The sequence below is a fragment of the Methylobacterium frigidaeris genome, from assembly GCF_022179185.1.
In the GTDB taxonomy this organism is placed as follows: Bacteria; Pseudomonadota; Alphaproteobacteria; order Rhizobiales; family Beijerinckiaceae; genus Methylobacterium; species Methylobacterium frigidaeris.
This window is the reverse complement of the sequence record NZ_BPQJ01000066.1, coordinates 14,210-29,617: the sequence shown is the minus strand read 5'-3', so window position 1 is coordinate 29,617 and position 15,408 is coordinate 14,210. Positions and strand designations below refer to the sequence as shown.

General features: G+C 70.2%; 16 protein-coding genes. 14 read left to right on the top strand and 2 right to left on the bottom strand.

The annotated features are described in order from the left end of the window. Positions 1 to 13 precede the first annotated feature (13 nt). Positions 14 to 349 carry a hypothetical protein gene (locus tag MFF64_RS33665; protein ID WP_238193518.1) on the bottom strand — a complete coding sequence of 112 codons (336 nt, stop codon included), beginning with the start codon at positions 347 to 349 and terminating at the stop codon, positions 14 to 16. A 280-nt stretch (positions 350 to 629) separates the two neighbouring features. Here MFF64_RS33665 and MFF64_RS33660 point away from each other — a divergent pair, with 280 nt between their 5' ends. The 12 genes from MFF64_RS33660 (at position 630) to MFF64_RS33605 (ending at position 7,619) form a co-directional block, all read left to right on the top strand. Then, entirely contained in the window at positions 630 to 1,202 is a 573-nt protein-coding gene (locus tag MFF64_RS33660; RefSeq protein ID WP_238193517.1) for a hypothetical protein, read from the top strand. Positions 1,203 to 1,276: 74 nt separating this feature from the next. Next, positions 1,277 to 1,684, top strand: coding sequence for a hypothetical protein (locus MFF64_RS33655; RefSeq protein ID WP_238193516.1), 408 nt, complete (start codon positions 1,277 to 1,279; stop codon positions 1,682 to 1,684). 10 nt (positions 1,685 to 1,694) lie between these two features. After that, positions 1,695 to 2,072 carry a hypothetical protein gene (locus tag MFF64_RS33650; RefSeq protein ID WP_238193515.1) on the top strand — a complete coding sequence of 126 codons (378 nt, stop codon included), beginning with the start codon at positions 1,695 to 1,697 and terminating at the stop codon, positions 2,070 to 2,072. Between the two features lie 110 nt (positions 2,073 to 2,182). Then, positions 2,183 to 2,707: a hypothetical protein gene (locus MFF64_RS33645; protein ID WP_238193514.1), complete on the top strand. Its 525-nt coding sequence runs from the start codon at positions 2,183 to 2,185 to the stop codon at positions 2,705 to 2,707. 65 nt (positions 2,708 to 2,772) lie between these two features. Then, on the top strand, positions 2,773 to 4,374 hold the full coding sequence (locus tag MFF64_RS33640; protein ID WP_238193513.1) for an AAA family ATPase: 1,602 nt from the start codon (positions 2,773 to 2,775) through the stop codon (positions 4,372 to 4,374). Between the two features lie 17 nt (positions 4,375 to 4,391). After that, entirely contained in the window at positions 4,392 to 4,622 is a 231-nt protein-coding gene (locus MFF64_RS33635) for a hypothetical protein (RefSeq protein WP_099901745.1), read from the top strand. Beyond that, the gene (locus MFF64_RS33630) at positions 4,609 to 4,830 is read left to right on the top strand and encodes a hypothetical protein (protein WP_099901747.1); all 222 of its coding nucleotides are present in this window, start codon (positions 4,609 to 4,611) and stop codon (positions 4,828 to 4,830) included. The genes MFF64_RS33635 and MFF64_RS33630 overlap by 14 nt, the downstream gene beginning before the upstream one ends. After that, positions 4,827 to 5,162: a L5-gp82 domain-containing phage-derived protein gene (locus tag MFF64_RS33625; RefSeq protein ID WP_099901749.1), complete on the top strand. Its 336-nt coding sequence runs from the start codon at positions 4,827 to 4,829 to the stop codon at positions 5,160 to 5,162. The genes MFF64_RS33630 and MFF64_RS33625 overlap by 4 nt, the downstream gene beginning before the upstream one ends. 22 nt (positions 5,163 to 5,184) lie before the next feature. Then, the gene (locus MFF64_RS33620) at positions 5,185 to 6,009 is read left to right on the top strand and encodes a metallophosphoesterase (RefSeq protein ID WP_238193512.1); all 825 of its coding nucleotides are present in this window, start codon (positions 5,185 to 5,187) and stop codon (positions 6,007 to 6,009) included. A 1-nt stretch (position 6,010) separates the two neighbouring features. Further along, on the top strand, positions 6,011 to 6,376 hold the full coding sequence (locus MFF64_RS33615; protein WP_238193511.1) for a hypothetical protein: 366 nt from the start codon (positions 6,011 to 6,013) through the stop codon (positions 6,374 to 6,376). Between the two features lie 508 nt (positions 6,377 to 6,884). Continuing rightward, the gene (locus tag MFF64_RS33610; protein ID WP_238193510.1) at positions 6,885 to 7,091 is read left to right on the top strand and encodes a DUF6582 domain-containing protein; all 207 of its coding nucleotides are present in this window, start codon (positions 6,885 to 6,887) and stop codon (positions 7,089 to 7,091) included. A 54-nt stretch (positions 7,092 to 7,145) separates the two neighbouring features. Further along, positions 7,146 to 7,619, top strand: a complete 474-nt coding sequence (locus tag MFF64_RS33605) for a VOC family protein (RefSeq protein ID WP_099903567.1) — start codon at positions 7,146 to 7,148, stop codon at positions 7,617 to 7,619. 36 nt (positions 7,620 to 7,655) lie between these two features. On the opposite strand, the gene MFF64_RS33600 is transcribed toward MFF64_RS33605, so the two are convergent. Further along, the gene (locus MFF64_RS33600; protein ID WP_099903565.1) at positions 7,656 to 10,409 is read right to left on the bottom strand and encodes a hybrid sensor histidine kinase/response regulator; all 2,754 of its coding nucleotides are present in this window, start codon (positions 10,407 to 10,409) and stop codon (positions 7,656 to 7,658) included. Positions 10,410 to 10,668: 259 nt separating this feature from the next. Here MFF64_RS33600 and MFF64_RS33595 point away from each other — a divergent pair, with 259 nt between their 5' ends. Further along, the gene (locus MFF64_RS33595; protein WP_238193509.1) at positions 10,669 to 12,765 is read left to right on the top strand and encodes an ATP-binding protein; all 2,097 of its coding nucleotides are present in this window, start codon (positions 10,669 to 10,671) and stop codon (positions 12,763 to 12,765) included. Positions 12,766 to 12,983: 218 nt separating this feature from the next. Beyond that, the gene (locus tag MFF64_RS33590; protein WP_238193508.1) at positions 12,984 to 15,401 is read left to right on the top strand and encodes an MASE4 domain-containing protein; all 2,418 of its coding nucleotides are present in this window, start codon (positions 12,984 to 12,986) and stop codon (positions 15,399 to 15,401) included. Positions 15,402 to 15,408 lie beyond the last annotated feature (7 nt).

Below are 15,408 nucleotides of genomic sequence, written 5' to 3'. Positions count from 1 at the left end.
CGCCGACACTGCACTAACTTTGAACTTGGACCACCTCGTGGGGGCCGATCAGTCGCGCGGTCTCTCCCATAGCGGTCGCCATCCTAGACGCCCACACTTGGTAGGGTGTCAGTCTGGTCACCCCACCGAACCGGGTGACCCACTCCTCCAGCGTCAAGCCCGCCGAGCCGCCCGGCGCTGCATTCCACGCCACGCGCAGGCGGTCGGCGAAGCAGGAGCCTGCGATGGAGCGATGGGCCCAGTCGAAGCGCAGGAACTCGTCGTAGGCCATCTGGGCCTCGGCCTGCATGGCGGCGAACCGCTCGCGCCACCCCGGCTGCATGTAGCCATCGGGATTGTCAGTAATCATCGGCGTCTCGGGAGTCGATGGGGACGGCGGCGCCTGTGCTGCCGCTCAGGAAGTCGATCCAGGCCATGCCCTCAGGCTACCCTCGACGCGGCCGGGGAACAGGGGTCTCGCCCGGCGGGTCGCGGGGTCGTTGACGCCCCGGGTGGCTGCGGCGGACCGGCATTCCGCAAGGTCTGTGCGATTTTCGCACACACCCCCCTCTTGCTTTCCGAGCCGTGTCTACTAAAAACGGACATGCCTGGGCCGGGTGCACCGACCCTGGGAACAAGGGACTTTCCTCATGACCAGCACCACCATCGACACCGCCATCGCCGCCTGGAAGGCCGCCACCACGCAGGCCGACCGCGACCTCGCCGCCGAGGCCATCGCGCAGCACATCGCTCACGAGACCCCCGAGGGCTCTGACTACGAGTCCGCCACCGAGGAGCTCATCGACCGCCTGAAGGCCGAGTTCGGCCCCGTCCCCGTGGAGGACCTCCGAGACGCCATCGCCCCGAACCGGTTCTACATCGCCCTGCCGGCCGCCATCCCCGAGGGCGAGGTCGAGGGCATCTGGGGCATCGGCCGCAGCGAAGAGCTCGCCATCGAGGACGCGCACCACTGGACGCAGACCCGGCCTGCGACGGTCGGCGAGGGCGAGTGGGTCGTCTCCCACGAGGGCACGTACGAGGCGTTCCCGACCGCGACCGAAGCCCACGCCTACGCCAAGACCCTGGGCTACCGCGCCGAGCCCTGCACGGAGGCCCTGTACCGCCGCGTGAAGGCGGAGGGCTACGACGTCACCGGCCGCAACTCCTACACCTACGCCAAGAACGGCAGCGTCTACGACGTCGTCGAGCGCGAGGCCGCCTGATCACCGGGGCACCGGCCCCCACTCCCGCGCCCCGGCAATCCCGCCGGGGCGCCCTCGATCAGGACCTCGCCCTCATGACGCACACTGTCCCCGTCTCGCTCACGCCCCAGCACGTCGGCATCCTGCGGGCCTCTATCCCCGCCCTGCTCCACGAGGGCTCCCGGCCCGCTGCCCTGGAACTCGTGCAGCTCGCCAGCTCCAGCCTGTGCCCCAAGGACTGGCCCGACGATCAGCGCCACCGCTACCTCGTCCACTTCTCCCCGGCGACGGCCAATGCCATCGTCGAGCTGCTCATGCTCGTCCGGAACAGGCTGCACGACGCGGGCTGCCCGGCCGAGAGCGGGCAGCTGCACGATGCCGTCCAAGACGTCTCGTCCGCCATGTACCGGGCGGACGAGGCCGCGCGCGCCGTCCGGGGGATGACTGCTCTGGAGCGGTCCATCCAAGAGCGCGCCCGCCGCGCGTTCGGTTTCGCGGGCTGAGGGGGCAGGCATGATCATCGTCACCGGACAGCCCACCTTGTTCTCCGACGCCCTCGACCGCCTCGCCGAGGCGGCCGCCGCCCGCCGGGCCGCGGAGCACGAGGCGCTGCTCGCCGCGGCCCCCCGCTACGTCCTGCCCGACGGCACGGCGTGGCGCTCCGCGGGGATGCTCGGCCGCGTGCGCTCCGGCTACCAGGCCGATCAGGGTCGCCGGCTGCACGTCGTTCGCGAGGAGGATTGCGACGGCGCCGCCACGCCGGCGCTGTGCGGCGCCCGGCCCGGCCTGAGTTCCGTCGGCTGGGGCGAGATCGAGACGGCGCCGGCGACCTGCCCGCGCTGCCTCGCCCGGCTCCGGAAGGCCGGCCTGAGAGGCGGGTCTCGATCATGACCGCGGGGCGCCTGTGGGGGCCCCGCTACTGCATCTGGTCGTCGCCAACGAAGGCCTGCACCGATTCGTCAGCGTGGATCTCCACGCCACCCCCATCCCCTAGAGGGCTCATGCGCATCGAACTTCTCCCCATCGACGAGGGGCTCTACGACGGCGTCGCGGTCGGCACGCTCGACGGGGAGCCCCTCGTCTACGTCGAGCGGACCGCCCACGTCCGCGGCCAGCGGCTCGCCCACAAGGACATCGCGTTGGCGCTCGTCGATGCCGTCGACGTCGCGGCGAGCCGGGTGCTGGGGCCGGAGTGGAGCAAGCCGCTCGCCATGGTGACCGGCCTGAACCAGCGCACGTGCAACCGGGACCGAATTGAGAGGTGGGGCCTCCCGCCCTGGGTGCTCGTTCTCCTCGCCCGCGCCGCGGCGAGCGAGCATCCCCGAGCCCTGGGTCACATGCTCATGGCGTGCGCGTCCCTGCGGGGCGGGGTGGCGATCCTCAAGCACGGCAACCGGATCAACGCGGTCGTGGGCAAGAAGGCGCGGGCGCTCGTCGAGGATGCCAGCGAGCTCGTCGAGTGGGCGCGCGGGCAGCGGCGCCCCCCGGCAGGATCCGAGGATCCTGGGACCGAAACGGAAAATTAACGCCTGCCGGGTAGGGTCTTCGTCCCTGGGTCTGGTTTCTCCGGCCCATCGGACGAGGGACACCGATGACCGACGCTTCCAGGCGCGCCCAGCGTGCCCGCGCGAACCTGCGCGCGCTCACCCCACCCGATGTCAGCCACGCTCCGGCCAGCGTGGCAGCGCTGCGCAACGGGGCGGCGCTGCTGTGGAACAATCCGTTCAACGACGCGACCGCCTGGGCCGGCACCCTCGACACGGTCGGGCTGCCGGACGCCGTCCGGTCCCGGCACGCGACGCTGACCGCTGGGTTTGCCGGCACGCCCGCCGTCGTCGCGCTGGCCGAGGCCGCCGAGGAGGCCGCCCGGGACGTCAGCCTGTCCAAGGACGTCCGCGAGCGCTGCGAGGAGATCGGCTCCCGGAGCCGGCTCCTGGCGACCTGGCTGGGGCACTATCCCAGCGCCCTCGTCGCCATGCACGAGGCCGATCTCGCCGCCGGGGCCACGGTCGACGACGCCGAGCGGCGGCTGCTGCTCACGACGCGCGCTGAGCTCAGCTACGTCGCGCACCTGATCTTGCTGGGGAACTACGACGCCAATCGCGACGCGGTCCGGACCGAAGTCCGTAAGATCGTCTGGGGTGACCTCGGTGCGGAGGGCGAGCTCGTCAAGTTCTGGCAGTCGCTCGACCGGCCCCGGGGCGCGGTCCGTGACGATACCGGGCACGACCCGCGCGACTTCGCGCCGGACTGGGTCGACGACGACTTCCTCGCCGACCTGGAGACGGCTCGTGCCGCACGCAGGGCGGAGGGTCTCGTCGTCATCGAGAGCGTCGCGCACCTGCCGGGCACCGCCAAGGACGGTGTTCGCCCGACCGGCGGCGGTGCTACGCCCCGGGCCGAGTTCGCCTCTCTCGCGGGCGTGCGGCTCCGCTGCGTGCCGCCGCCGGACCTGCCGGCCGTCCGGGCTCGCCTCGTCTCCCGCTACCCGCACGCGGCGGCCGTGATCGACCGGATCCTGTCCCTCGCCGTCGAGCAGCCGTACGCCCGGCTCCGGCCCGTCCTGCTCGTCGGCCCGCCCGGCTGCGGCAAGACCCGGCTGGCCCGCGAGATCTGCGAAGGCCTTGGCCTGGCGGTCACGGTCTACAGCTGCGCCGGCGTCTCGGACGCATCGCTGATCGGGACCTCGCGCCAATGGGGAACGGGTCGCGCCTCGGTGCCGCTACAGGCGATCAAGAGGGCGATGACGGCGACAGTCGCCATCGTCGTCGACGAGATCGAGAAGGCCGCGGAGAGCCGCCATAACGGCAACGCTCAGGATGGGCTGCTGTCGATGCTGGATCACGCCAGCCGGTATCACGACCCGTACCTGGAGTGTGACACCGACCTGAGCGGCGTCACGTTCCTGGCGACGGCGAACAGCCTGGCCGGCATCACCGATCCCCTGCGGGATCGGTTCCTTGTCCTCGCGATGCCCGCCCCGACGCGGGAGTCTCTGCCGGCCCTCATCGAGGGGATCCTCCAGGACCTGCGCGCCGAGCTCGGGCAGGACGAGGCGTGGCTCCCTGCCCTCGATGGCGAGGAGCAGGCGGCGGTCGTCGCGAACCATCGCCCGGGAGGCAGCATCCGTTCGCTGCGCAGGCTGGTCGAGGCCGCGGTCGCGTCCCGCACCGTTCTCTCGCCGCGCCATTAGATTCGGGAGACCTGGTCATGCACGCTCCCGTCCTCGACTACTTGCTCTCGACCCTGCGCGCCCACCGGGCAGCGGGGACCGCCCACCCCGAGGCCGCCTTAGACATGGAGGCGTACATCCTCCACGTCATCCGCCTCGCAGACCAGCGCGCCCTCTCGGGCGCCGAGGCCCTCGTGGCGGCGAACCGGGCCATGAACGCGGCCCTCGGCCTGCCCTCGCTCCAGGATGCGCGCCATGAGCCCCGGTGACCGCGTAGCCGCGGCCGCCGCGCGGATCCAGGCGGCGTGGGAGGGCGGGCGCATCTGCCGGCTCTCCGGCGCCGGGCTGCGGACCCGGGCCCTGGAAGCGGGGCGCCTGCGCGACGCCGGCGTCCTGAGCCCCGAGGCGGCCGCCGGCGTCGCCGCCGCGGCGGAGAACGTCGCGCTGGCTTTCGAGCCCCTCGGGGCCCGGCGGTGACCGAGGTCTACCGCAACCTCACCCGGCGGGCTTGGTCCGTCCGCGAGGGCGGCCGCGTCGTCGCGCACCTGCCCGAGCTCGCGCTCCGGGACGTTCGCCTCGTCGTGAGGCCCGGCGGCCGCGCGGCGGTTCTCAGAACCGGGCAGCGGTCTGTTCACGCGTGGGCCCGGGGGACCCGAACCGAACTACCGGCCATCCCGCCGGGCGCCGTCGAGATCGGGTACAGCCCGTTTGAGGCCGAGTTTTTCACCTCGCGCCCAGGGTTTTCGAAAGTATTGGCTTGTAGGATCATCGTATTCACCGACAGCGGTACCGCTTTCGCGCTCCTGTAGCGCCGGCCGGAGAATTCCTGCCATGACGACACGCCTCTGGGTCCTCTCGGACCTCCATCTCGACGTGTGCCCGCTCGACCTGAACCCGCCCCCGCACGACGTCGCGGTGGTCGCCGGGGATGTGAGCGAGCGCCTCTGCGATCGGGTCCTGCCCTGGCTGCGTGGGCTCTCGCAACGTGGCCCCGTCATCTATGTGCCGGGCAACCACGACTACTGGAGATCGACCTACCAGGACACCCTGCCGGAAGCCCGCGAGCTGGCAGCGGCCGCCGGCGTCACGCTCCTGGCCGAGGGCGAGCAGGCCGTGCTCGCCGGAGTTCGGTTCGTCGGGGCGACCCTGTGGACCGATTGGGACCTCGAACCGACCGTGCGGGCGGCTGCCCAGTCGGACGCGTGCGAGCAGCGCACCGGCATGAAGGACGTGCGGCGCATCAAGTGGCGCAGGGGACCCGGGGCTTACAGCAAGTTCCTGCCGAGGTTCTCCGGCGACTTGCACCGGCAGCAACGCAGGCGGATCGAGGACGCGCTGGCGGTCCCGTTTGATGGGCCGACCGTCGTCGTCACGCACCACGCGCCGCACCCGGCGAGCCTGCGCGGGGGGCGCTGGCAAACGCCGCTCGATGCGGCCTACGCGAGCGACCTGACGGAGATCCTGGAGGGGCAGCACGCCCCGGCGCTCTGGGTGCACGGGCACATCCATGAACCCCGGAATTACCGCGTCGGGGGGACGAGGGTGGTCGCGAACCCGCGGGGCTACGTGACGGAGCGCCCCACCTGGCGGGGGCGGCCGCCAACGCTGGAGATCGAGAACCCGGCGTTCGATCCAGCCCTGATCGTGGAGGTCTGAGATGCGCGCCATCCTCCTCGCGGTCGCCCTTGTGGCGGCCGCCCCCGCCGCGGCCGGTATCATGGACCAGCCCCGCTGGTCCGCCGGGACGGTCCAACGCCGCGGCCCCGTGGCCGTGACGACCGGACTGGATTTCGAGCGCACCGGACCGGGACAATGGCGCGTCCGGGCGCGGTGCGAGACCCGGGACGGTCGGACGGGGCGCTGGTCGGCGCGCACGGGGGCGGGCATCGCCATTCGGTCCGCCGGGATGGTGATGATCGAGGTCGGGCGCTTGGGGCGCATGGTGCTGTTCCCGGACGGCGACCTCGCCGCCAACACCGCGGCCTGCGCCTCGGGCCCGGCAGACCTCGGGACCGGGGACTGAACTTACCGAGCGGGAAGAATGCGCCCCTCGCGGCCAAATCTTCCCGCTCGGTAAGATGGACCGGAACTAAGCGATCGTTTCGTATTGGGCTCGGACGACCGGAAACTAAGCGATCGTTTCGTTTTCGGTTCCTGGAACGGCAACGGCCGGGGTGGGTGCCCCGGCCGTTTGTAGCTAACTCGCGTTCGGTTCACTTTCCTGTCGCTGGCCTCAGAGCCCCAGCTCACCCTGCCGGCGGGCCCGCTCGGCCTCGCGCTCCTACTTCCGGACGTGAGCCATCCAGCGGTGCGTAAGCCACACGGCTGCGTTTCATGGTGAAGGACTCCTGGTCGGAACGCGGTGATCGCCTGGGTGCACCGGCCGGGCAAGGCCGAACCCGATGCCATCCACACCTGGCAGCACGTGCACGACCGCGGCATGGAACGGGCGCTCGTCTGCCTTTCCCCCGCCAGGGTGGGCACCGCGGCAGCCGGTGCTGCGTTGCTCCTCCGAAGACCCGGAGGCCACGATGTCGAAGCTCAAGACTGAGGAACGTGACGACCTGAGCACGAGCAAGTTTGCCTTGCCCGAGGAGCGGAAGTACCCCGTGGAGGACAAGGCGCACGCCCGGAATGCCAAGGCCCGCGCTGCGCAGCAGGAGAAGGCCGGCAACCTCTCGACGGCCGACCGGAAAAGGGTCGACGCCAAGGCCGACAAGGTCCTCGGCGGTAAGTAGGCCACCGTCGCTCTGGGCCACAGCTGCACGCAGGTCCGCACGGGAGGATGCGCGATGGACAACCCACCGGACACTGACACTAGGCCGCGCCTCATCGGCGTGAACCACGTCGCCCTGGAGGTCGGCGACCTCGAAGCCGCGCTGGCCTTCTACGGCGCGATCTTCGCGTTCACCCTGCGCGGTCGGGCGGAGAAGATGGCTTTCCTCGATATGGGCGATCAATTCCTCGCGCTCGCCGAAACGCCAGCCGCCGCGGCGCGCCCGGCCGACTACCTGCCGGACGGTCACTTCGGCCTGGTGGTCGACGACCGTTCCCGAGCGAAGACTCTCGCCGTGGCCGCGGGAGCCCGCATGATCGAGGGGAGCTTCCTCGACTTCCTCGACCCCTGGGGCAACCGCGTCGAGGTGGTCGAGTACGCCGACGTTCAGTTCACCAAGGCGGCCGAGGTCCAGGCTGGCATGGACCTCGCCCTGCGCAAGACCGATGCGGCTCGCAGGCAGCTCGCCGAGAAGGGCATGTCGCCCTGACCGGAAGGGAGCTTCGTTGCGTCGGGCGCGATGGAGCTACCCCTCGACGATCAGATCCTTGATGCGCGTGGCGAGCGTCTCCAACACGAAGGGCTTGGTCAGGACCTGCATGCCGGGTCGCAGATAGCCGTTCCCCAGCACCGCGTTCTCCGCGTACCCAGTGATGAACAGCACCTTCAGGTCGGGCCGGCGCTCGCGGCCGGCATCCGCCATCTGGCGCCCGTTCATGCCCCCGGGAAGGCCGACATCAGTGACCAGCAGGTCGATGCGCACGTCCGACTGCAGCACCTTCAGACCGGCGACGCTGTCGGCTGCCTCGATCGCTGTGTAGCCGAGATCCTCCAGCACCTCGGTCACCAGCATGCGCACCGAGGGCTCGTCGTCCACAATCAGGACGGTCTCGCCCTGACCCGCGCGCTCGACCTCGGCGAGCCTGCGTGAGACGTCGTCCTCGTCGGCTTCTCCGTAGTGGCGCGGCAGGTAGAGGCAGACCGTGGTGCCCTCGCCCACCTCGGTGTAGATCCTGACCTGGCCGCCGGACTGGCGGGCGAAGCCGTAGACCATCGAGAGGCCGAGCCCGGTTCCCTCGCCCGTCGGCTTGGTGGTGAAGAACGGCTCGAACACCTTGCCGACGATGTCGGGCGCCATGCCGGTGCCGGTGTCGGTCACGCAGACGCTGAGATACTGGCCCGGAGGCAGGTCGTGCCGGCGGGAACCGGCGTCGTCGATCCACTTGTTGGCGGTCTCGATGGTGATGCGGCCGCCGTCCGGCATGGCATCGCGCGCGTTGATGCACAGGTTGAGCAGCCCGTTCTCCAATTGGCCCGCGTCGATCAGGGCCGGCCACAGACCTGCGAGGCCGACGACTTCCAGCTGGATCGCCGGGCCGACTGTCCGCCGGATCAACTCCTCCATGTCTTGCACGAGACGGTTCACGTTCGTGGGCTTGGGGTCGAGGGTCTGGCGCCGGGAGAAGGCGAGTAGACGGTGGGTCAGGGCGGCGGCGCGCTTGGCCGCACCCTGTGCGACCGACATGTATCGGTCGAGGTCGCCCATCCGCCCTTGGGTCATCCGGGTCTGCATCAGTTCCAGCGAGCCCGAGATGCCCGCCAGCAGGTTGTTGAAGTCGTGCGCGAGCCCGCCGGTGAGCTGGCCGACCGCCTCCATCTTCTGCGACTGCCGCAACGCCTCCTCGGTCTTGGCCAGGGCTTCGGCCTGGCGCTTGATCTCCGTCACGTCGCGCACGGAGGCGTAGATCAGGCCATCGCGCGGCACCGCGTTCCAGGACAGCCAGACGTAGGAGCCGTCCCGGTGGCGGTAGCGATTCTCGAACGTGAGCTGGGCCTCGCCGCGCGCCAGCCCCGCCGCGGCCTTCATGGTCGGCCCGACATCGTCGGGATGGACGAAGTCGAGGAAGGGCCGCGCCTTCATCTCGGCCTCGGACCAGCCGAGCGCCTCGGCCCAGGCCGGGTTGAGGCTGATGAAGTAGCCGGCGAAGTTAGCCACGCAGAGCAGGTCGGAGGAAGCCTGCCAGACCTGGTCGCGCTCGGCCGTGCGGGCGGCGACCTGGCGCGCGAGCTCGGCCTCGGTCTGCTTGCGGGCGGTCACGTCCTGCACGAACACGTGGTAGCCGTCGACCCGGCCGTCCGCGTCCCGACGCGGCAGGTAGCGGATCTCGGCGATCCGGTGACGACCGTCGCGATGCGGCCAGTCCAGCTCGAACGTGACGGCCTCACCCGCCAGCACCCGTTCCAGGAAGGGCTCGCACGCGGCGTAAGCTTCCGGAGTGAGCAGGTCCCGGACGTCCCGGCCGACGACCGGTTCGGGCGGCAGGAAGAACCAGTCCTCGTAGGCCTTGTTGGCGAAGCGGTAGACGAGGTCGGCGCCGATGAAGGCGATGAGGACCTGTAAGGCATCGGCGATGAGTCGAAGCTCGCGCTCGCCGGCCTCCGCGCGCTGCTCGACGCGGCGCCGCTCGGTGATGTCGGAGAAGAAGATGGCGACCCGGTGCGCGGCAGGGTCGCCGGTGCGCAGGGCCCGCACGTCGAACCAGCGCCCGAACACGTCGGCGTAGTGCTCGAAATGTGCCGGCTCGCCTGTCAGGGCCACCTGACCGTAGGTGTCGAACCAGTGCCGCTCCAGGTTGGGCGCGAACTCGCTCACCCACTTGCCGGCGACGTCGGCCCCCGTCTGCCGCACGAAGGCCGGGTTGGCCTCGACGATGCGGTAGTCGACCGCGCGGGTGTCCTCGAACTTCATCTCGACGATGCAGAAGCCGACCTCGATGCTCTCGAACAGGGTCCGGTAGCGCGCCTCGCTTTCCCGAAGCGCGATCTCGGCCCGGGTGCGCTCGGTGACGTCATGGCCCTCGACGAAGATGCCGCTGACCTGCCCGCCCGCGTCCGTGATGGGCTGGTAGACGAAGTCGAGGTAGCGCTCGTTGACGGGGCCGCCGGGGATGGCTTGGACGTCGAATCTGGCGCCCGTCGCCCGGTAGGTCCGGCCGGAGCGGAAGACCTCGTTGAGCAGGTCGACATAGCCCTGGGCGGCGGCGTCCGGCAGGGCCTCGGCCACGGTGCGGCCGACGACATCCCGGTCGTCGATGGTACGCTGGTAGGCGGCGTTCGTCAGCGTGAAGCGGTGCTCCGGCCCGCTCAGCAAAGCGATGAAGCTCGGGGCCTGCTCGAACATCTGCGCGAGCGAGGCCGAGTGCGCGCGCAGGCGGCGGACCTCGGCTTCGAGATCCTCGCGAGTCAGCGTTTCTAGATCAGAGCTTTGCGTTGCAGGCATGCGGGGCGGATTACCGCGTGATTGTGTTGCGCGCGAGGACTGGTAGCGAGGGAAGAAGCTTCGTCCCAGTCGGCAAACTTAACCGTGGAACACGGTGCCAAGTGCCACCCCTGGCCTCGATATGACACGCTGATGGCGACGCACGAGCGAGCACGACACGAGTGGCGCATGCGGGTGACACAACGAGTAAGTGACCGGTCGGTGTGGAATGTCTGAGAGCGAGATGCCTCGTCCGGGGCTGCCGTCACGCCCGAGCCCGATGCATGTCGTTCCTCGAACACGGTGGATCGCCTGGTCGAGCGGCGGCTTCGGTGTCGCCACTGCCCTGACGGTCCTGGCCGGGTGGTGGTTCGACATACCCATCCTCCGGCGCATCATCCCCGGTCAGCCGCCGATGGTCGTCCTGACCGCCGTCGGCACCCTGCTGCTCGGTTGCGCGCTGCTTGCCACCCGTCCCGGCACGTCCAGACCCATCCGTCATGCTAGCCGGTGGCTCGCGGCGGCGGCGGCGGCCGTCGGCCTCGGAGGGCTCCTGAGGTACATCCCCCCGGGACAGTTCCAGCTCGACGACTGGGTGCAGCGCCTGGTCTTCGGACCGCTCAAGCCGGATACCGGCATGGCCTTGGCGACGGCCGCGAGCGTCCTAGCCACCGCGGTGGGCCTCCTCCTGCAGGGTGCGGGCAAACGGTGGCTGCGCGGCCTCGGCATCCTCGTCACACTGGGCAGCCTCGTCATCGCCGCGGTCGGCGGCCTTGGCTACGCCTACGGCCTAGATGCCTTCCACGAGGAGGGGATGTTCTCGCGCATGGCGCTCGTGACCGCCACGACGTTGAGCATCCTTGCCATGGGCGTCCTCTTCAGCCGGCCGAGCCGGCCTTGGGTGGTCACGGTCCTGGGTGCAGGCGAGGCGGGTACCCTGACGCGCCACCTCCTTCCGGCCGTCGTGCTCGCGCCGCTGCTGTTGGGATGGCTGGAGCTTCACGCCGTCCGTGCCGGCCTGATCGAGGCCGAGACCGGGACGGCGCTCCTCGTCATCGTGCTCACCCTCTGGCTGGCCGCGCTGGTCATCCGGATGGCGCGCAACATCGACCGGCGCGCCATTGCCGAGCGGCGGCTGCGGGAGACCTTGCAGGGCATGAACGAAGCCCTGGAGCGGCGGGTCGAGGAGCGGACCCGCGAGCTTGCCGAGGCGCAGGATGCCTTGGTGCAGGCCCAGAAGATGGAGGCCATCGGCCAACTCACCGGGGGCGTGGCGCACGACTTCAACAACCTGCTGACCATCATCCGCTCGTCCATCGAGTTCCTACGCCGGCCCAACCTCCCCGAGGAGCGACGCACCCGGTACATGGACGCGGTCTCCGACACCGTGGAGCGGGCAGCGAAGTTGACGGCGCAGCTCCTCGCCTTCGCCCGGCGTCAGGCGCTCAAGCCGGAGAAGTTCGACGCTGGCGAGCGCTTGACCGGCGTCGCGACGATGCTCGATTCCCTCACAGGCGCGCGCATCCGCATCGTGACAGAGATGCCTGACATTCCATGCTTCGTGCGGGCCGACGTCAGCCAGTTCGAGACGGCGCTGGTGAACCTCGTCGTGAACGCGCGTGATGCCATGGGCGGCGAGGGCACGTTGACCATCGCCCTGGCCTGCAACCGGCCCAAGCCCGCCATCCGCGGCCATGCTCCCTCGCACGACCACTTCGTGGTGGTGTCCGTCACGGACACGGGCATCGGTATCGCGCCGGACCAGATCGGCCGGATCTTCGAGCCGTTCTTCACGACCAAGGAGGTCGGCAAGGGCACCGGGTTGGGGTTGAGCCAGGTCATCGGCTTCGCCAAGCAGTCCGGCGGGGACGTCGACGTCTCCAGCGTGGTCGGGCGCGGCACCACCTTCACGCTCTACCTGCCACAGGCCGACGCGCAGGCCGACGCCGCAAGCACAGAGACGGAGACGGAAGGCGCCCCAATCGAGGACGGCGACCAGTGCATTTTGGTGGTGGAGGACAACGTCGAGATCGGGCGGTTCTGCACGCAAATCCTGCACGACCTCGGCTACGGCACGGTCCTGGCCCAGACCGCCGAGGCTGCGCTGGCCGAGATCGAGGCGGTGCCCTTCCGCTTCGACGCGGTGTTCTCCGACGTAGTGATGCCGGGCATGGGCGGCATCGAGCTCGCCAAGCGGCTGCGGGAGCTGCACCCGGAACTGCCGGTGGTGCTCACCTCCGGCTACAGCCACGTGCTGGCGAGCGACGACGCCCACGGCTTCGAGCTGGTGCGCAAGCCCTACTCGGCCGAGCAGGTCGGCAAGGTGCTGCGCGCGGCGACGGCCCGCTTGCCGAAGGTTCTGTGCCGCCCCGGCTGATGGATAGTGACTGGCGCCAGACCGAGGCCGTATGGCAAGTCCTTCGGCCGAACGGACGCGACGGGCCGCGGAAGGCGTGCAGGGGCACGTCAACGAGACACCCAGGAAGGCCCCGGGAAGCCGCCGAATGGCGTCTCGGCCGGGGTCGTGGTACCCCTTACACTTCGCGAGCGACTTACCGGCACGGTCAGCCATCGCGCTTCGTCACGGAGCACACGATGGGCACGGACGCCGCGGGCCCGACGCTCGCAACCCTCGCCACCGCCCGGGCTGGCAGGACCCAGCGCCTGATAGCCGGACTCGTCAGCCTCGCCTTCGGCGCGGTCACGCTTGCGCTGCTGCCGTTCGCCAGCCGGCCCATGTCGCCGATGCCGGGCTTCGTGCCCGTCTACCAGTCGGCCCTGATCGTGGTCTACGGCCTGACCACCTACCTGTTCCTCACACAGTACCGCCGCATCCGCTCAGGCTCGCTGCTCGTGCTCGGAACCGGCAGCCTCTACGTGACGCTGGCCGTGCTCCTGCAGATGCTGTCGTTCCCGAACGTCCTCGCGCAGGGGCGCATCCTCGGCAGCGGCCCGGACACGACGACCTGGCTCTGGACCTTCTGGCACCTTGGCCCTCCGCTCTTTGCGCTGCCCTACGCCATCATGGAGGGCGACGGGCGCGACCGCTCGGTGCCGCCGTCGCGCGTGGACCGGGTCGGCCTCTTGGCCGTCGCCGGGACCGTGGCGGCCGCCGCGCTGACGGCCGTGGTGGTGACCCGCTACGTCCACCTCCTTCCGAAGAGCGTGGAGGGCGATGACTACTGGCTGCTGACCACCTCGGGCGTCGGCCCAACCGTCGTCGCGCTGACGGTGCTGGCACTTGCGGTCTTGTGCTGGACCACGCGCCTGCGCACCGTCCTGCAGCTCTGGCTCGCCGTCTCCCTGCTCCTTCTGGTGTTCGACAACATAGTCACCCTGCCGGGCGCCGCCCGCGGCACGGTCGGCTGGTTCGCGGGCCGCTTGGAAGCGCTCGTCGCCGGCTTCATCCTGCTCGGTGTCTACCTGCGCGAGGTCGACTTCCTCTACGCTCGCGCCGAGGCCGCGGCCGAGGAGCGCGAGGCCCGTCGGGCGGAGCTGCAGCTGGCGCGCGACCACCTCGCCCTGGCGCTTGAGGCCGCAGAGATGGGCGACTGGGAGCTCGACCTGCAGACCGGCTTCTCGCGCCGAACCCCGCGGCACGATGCGATCTTCGGCTACCGCGAGCCGGTCGCGCGCTGGGACGTCGAGACCTTCCTCGGGCACGTCGTGCCGGAGGACCGCGCCATGGCCCGAGCCGTCTTGGAAGGAGCGAACGGCACGGAGCGCATCGACCTGCACTGCCGCATCAAGCGGGCGGACGACGGCGCAACGCGCTGGGTCGCGCTGCGGGGCAAGGCTTACCTCGACGGGGCGGGCGGGATCCGAACGATGGCCAGCATCGTCATGGACACGACCCGACAGCACGAGGCCGAGGACCGCCTGAACCAAGCCCAGAAGATGGAAGCCATCGGGCAGTTGACCGGTGGCGTCGCGCACGACTTCAACAACCTGCTCACCATCATCGTGGGTAACCTCGACATGATCGTGCGCAAGCCGGAGAACGTACAGCGCGTGGAGCGCCTTGCGACCTCGGCGATGACCGCGGCCAAGCGCGGGGCGGAGGTCACCGAGAAGCTGCTGTCCTTCTCGCGCCGGCAGGTGCTGCGGCCGGAGACGGTCAACCCGAACCGCCTGCTCAAGGACTTCCAGGCCTTGCTCCGGCGCGCGGTTGGCGAGACCGTTGAGGTGAGGCTCGACCTCGACGCCAGCCTCGACCCAGTGCGGCTCGACCTGGGACAGTTCGAGAGCGCGGTGCTCAACCTTGCGGTCAACGCGCGCGACGCCATGCCGGGCGGCGGCACGCTCACCGTAAAGACCTGCAACGCGCACCTGGACGCGCACGAGATCGCGGACCGGCCCGACCTGCAGCCTGGGGCCTACGTACTCGTCGCGGTCGCGGACACCGGGCACGGCATGGATGCCGGCACGCTCGCCCGGGCGTTCGAGCCGTTCTTCACCACCAAGGACGTCGGTAAGGGCACCGGCCTCGGCCTCAGCCAGGTCTACGGGTTCGTGCGGCAGGCCGGAGGTCACGCGCAGATCAAGAGCGAGGCGGGCCTCGGCACGTCCATCGAGCTCTACCTGCCGCGCTCGGTCGAGAAGGCGGTGGAGAGACGGCCCGAGGGCGCGCTGCCGCTGCGGCGCGCCGCCTCGGGCGAGGTGGTGCTGGTGGTGGAGGACGAGCCGGCGGTGCTGGAGATGGCCGTCGAGAGCCTGGGCGAGCTCGGCTACCGGACACTGACCGCGACGCAGGCGGCGCAGGCCCTGGAGCGCCTTCGCGGACCAGAGCGCATCGACATCCTGTTCTCGGACGTGGTGATGCCCGGCGGCATGAACGGGGTACAGCTCTCTGTCGAGGCGCGGCGCCTCAGACCGGGCCTGCGGGTCCTGCTAACCTCTGGCTACACCGGCACGGCTCTCGATGAGCAGGGCGTGCCGGCCGACCTACCGCTCCTAAGCAAGCCGTACCAACGGGACGAACTCGCGAACAAGCTCCGGGTCGTCTTGGCCTGAAGACGGT

Bases quoted from the DNA above. Each gene is read 5' to 3' on its own strand.
- MFF64_RS33665 (WP_238193518.1), bottom strand. From the start codon at position 349: ATGATTACTGACAATCCCGATGGCTACATGCAGCCGGGGTGGCGCGAG.
- MFF64_RS33660 (WP_238193517.1), top strand. From the start codon at position 630: ATGACCAGCACCACCATCGACACCGCCATCGCCGCCTGGAAGGCCGCC.
- MFF64_RS33655 (WP_238193516.1), top strand. From the start codon at position 1,277: ATGACGCACACTGTCCCCGTCTCGCTCACGCCCCAGCACGTCGGCATC.
- MFF64_RS33650 (WP_238193515.1), top strand. From the start codon at position 1,695: ATGATCATCGTCACCGGACAGCCCACCTTGTTCTCCGACGCCCTCGAC.
- MFF64_RS33645 (WP_238193514.1), top strand. From the start codon at position 2,183: ATGCGCATCGAACTTCTCCCCATCGACGAGGGGCTCTACGACGGCGTC.
- MFF64_RS33640 (WP_238193513.1), top strand. From the start codon at position 2,773: ATGACCGACGCTTCCAGGCGCGCCCAGCGTGCCCGCGCGAACCTGCGC.
- MFF64_RS33635 (WP_099901745.1), top strand. From the start codon at position 4,392: ATGCACGCTCCCGTCCTCGACTACTTGCTCTCGACCCTGCGCGCCCAC.
- MFF64_RS33630 (WP_099901747.1), top strand. From the start codon at position 4,609: ATGAGCCCCGGTGACCGCGTAGCCGCGGCCGCCGCGCGGATCCAGGCG.
- MFF64_RS33620 (WP_238193512.1), top strand. From the start codon at position 5,185: ATGACGACACGCCTCTGGGTCCTCTCGGACCTCCATCTCGACGTGTGC.
- MFF64_RS33615 (WP_238193511.1), top strand. From the start codon at position 6,011: ATGCGCGCCATCCTCCTCGCGGTCGCCCTTGTGGCGGCCGCCCCCGCC.
- MFF64_RS33610 (WP_238193510.1), top strand. From the start codon at position 6,885: ATGTCGAAGCTCAAGACTGAGGAACGTGACGACCTGAGCACGAGCAAG.
- MFF64_RS33605 (WP_099903567.1), top strand. From the start codon at position 7,146: ATGGACAACCCACCGGACACTGACACTAGGCCGCGCCTCATCGGCGTG.
- MFF64_RS33600 (WP_099903565.1), bottom strand. From the start codon at position 10,409: ATGCCTGCAACGCAAAGCTCTGATCTAGAAACGCTGACTCGCGAGGAT.
- MFF64_RS33595 (WP_238193509.1), top strand. From the start codon at position 10,669: ATGCATGTCGTTCCTCGAACACGGTGGATCGCCTGGTCGAGCGGCGGC.
- MFF64_RS33590 (WP_238193508.1), top strand. From the start codon at position 12,984: ATGGGCACGGACGCCGCGGGCCCGACGCTCGCAACCCTCGCCACCGCC.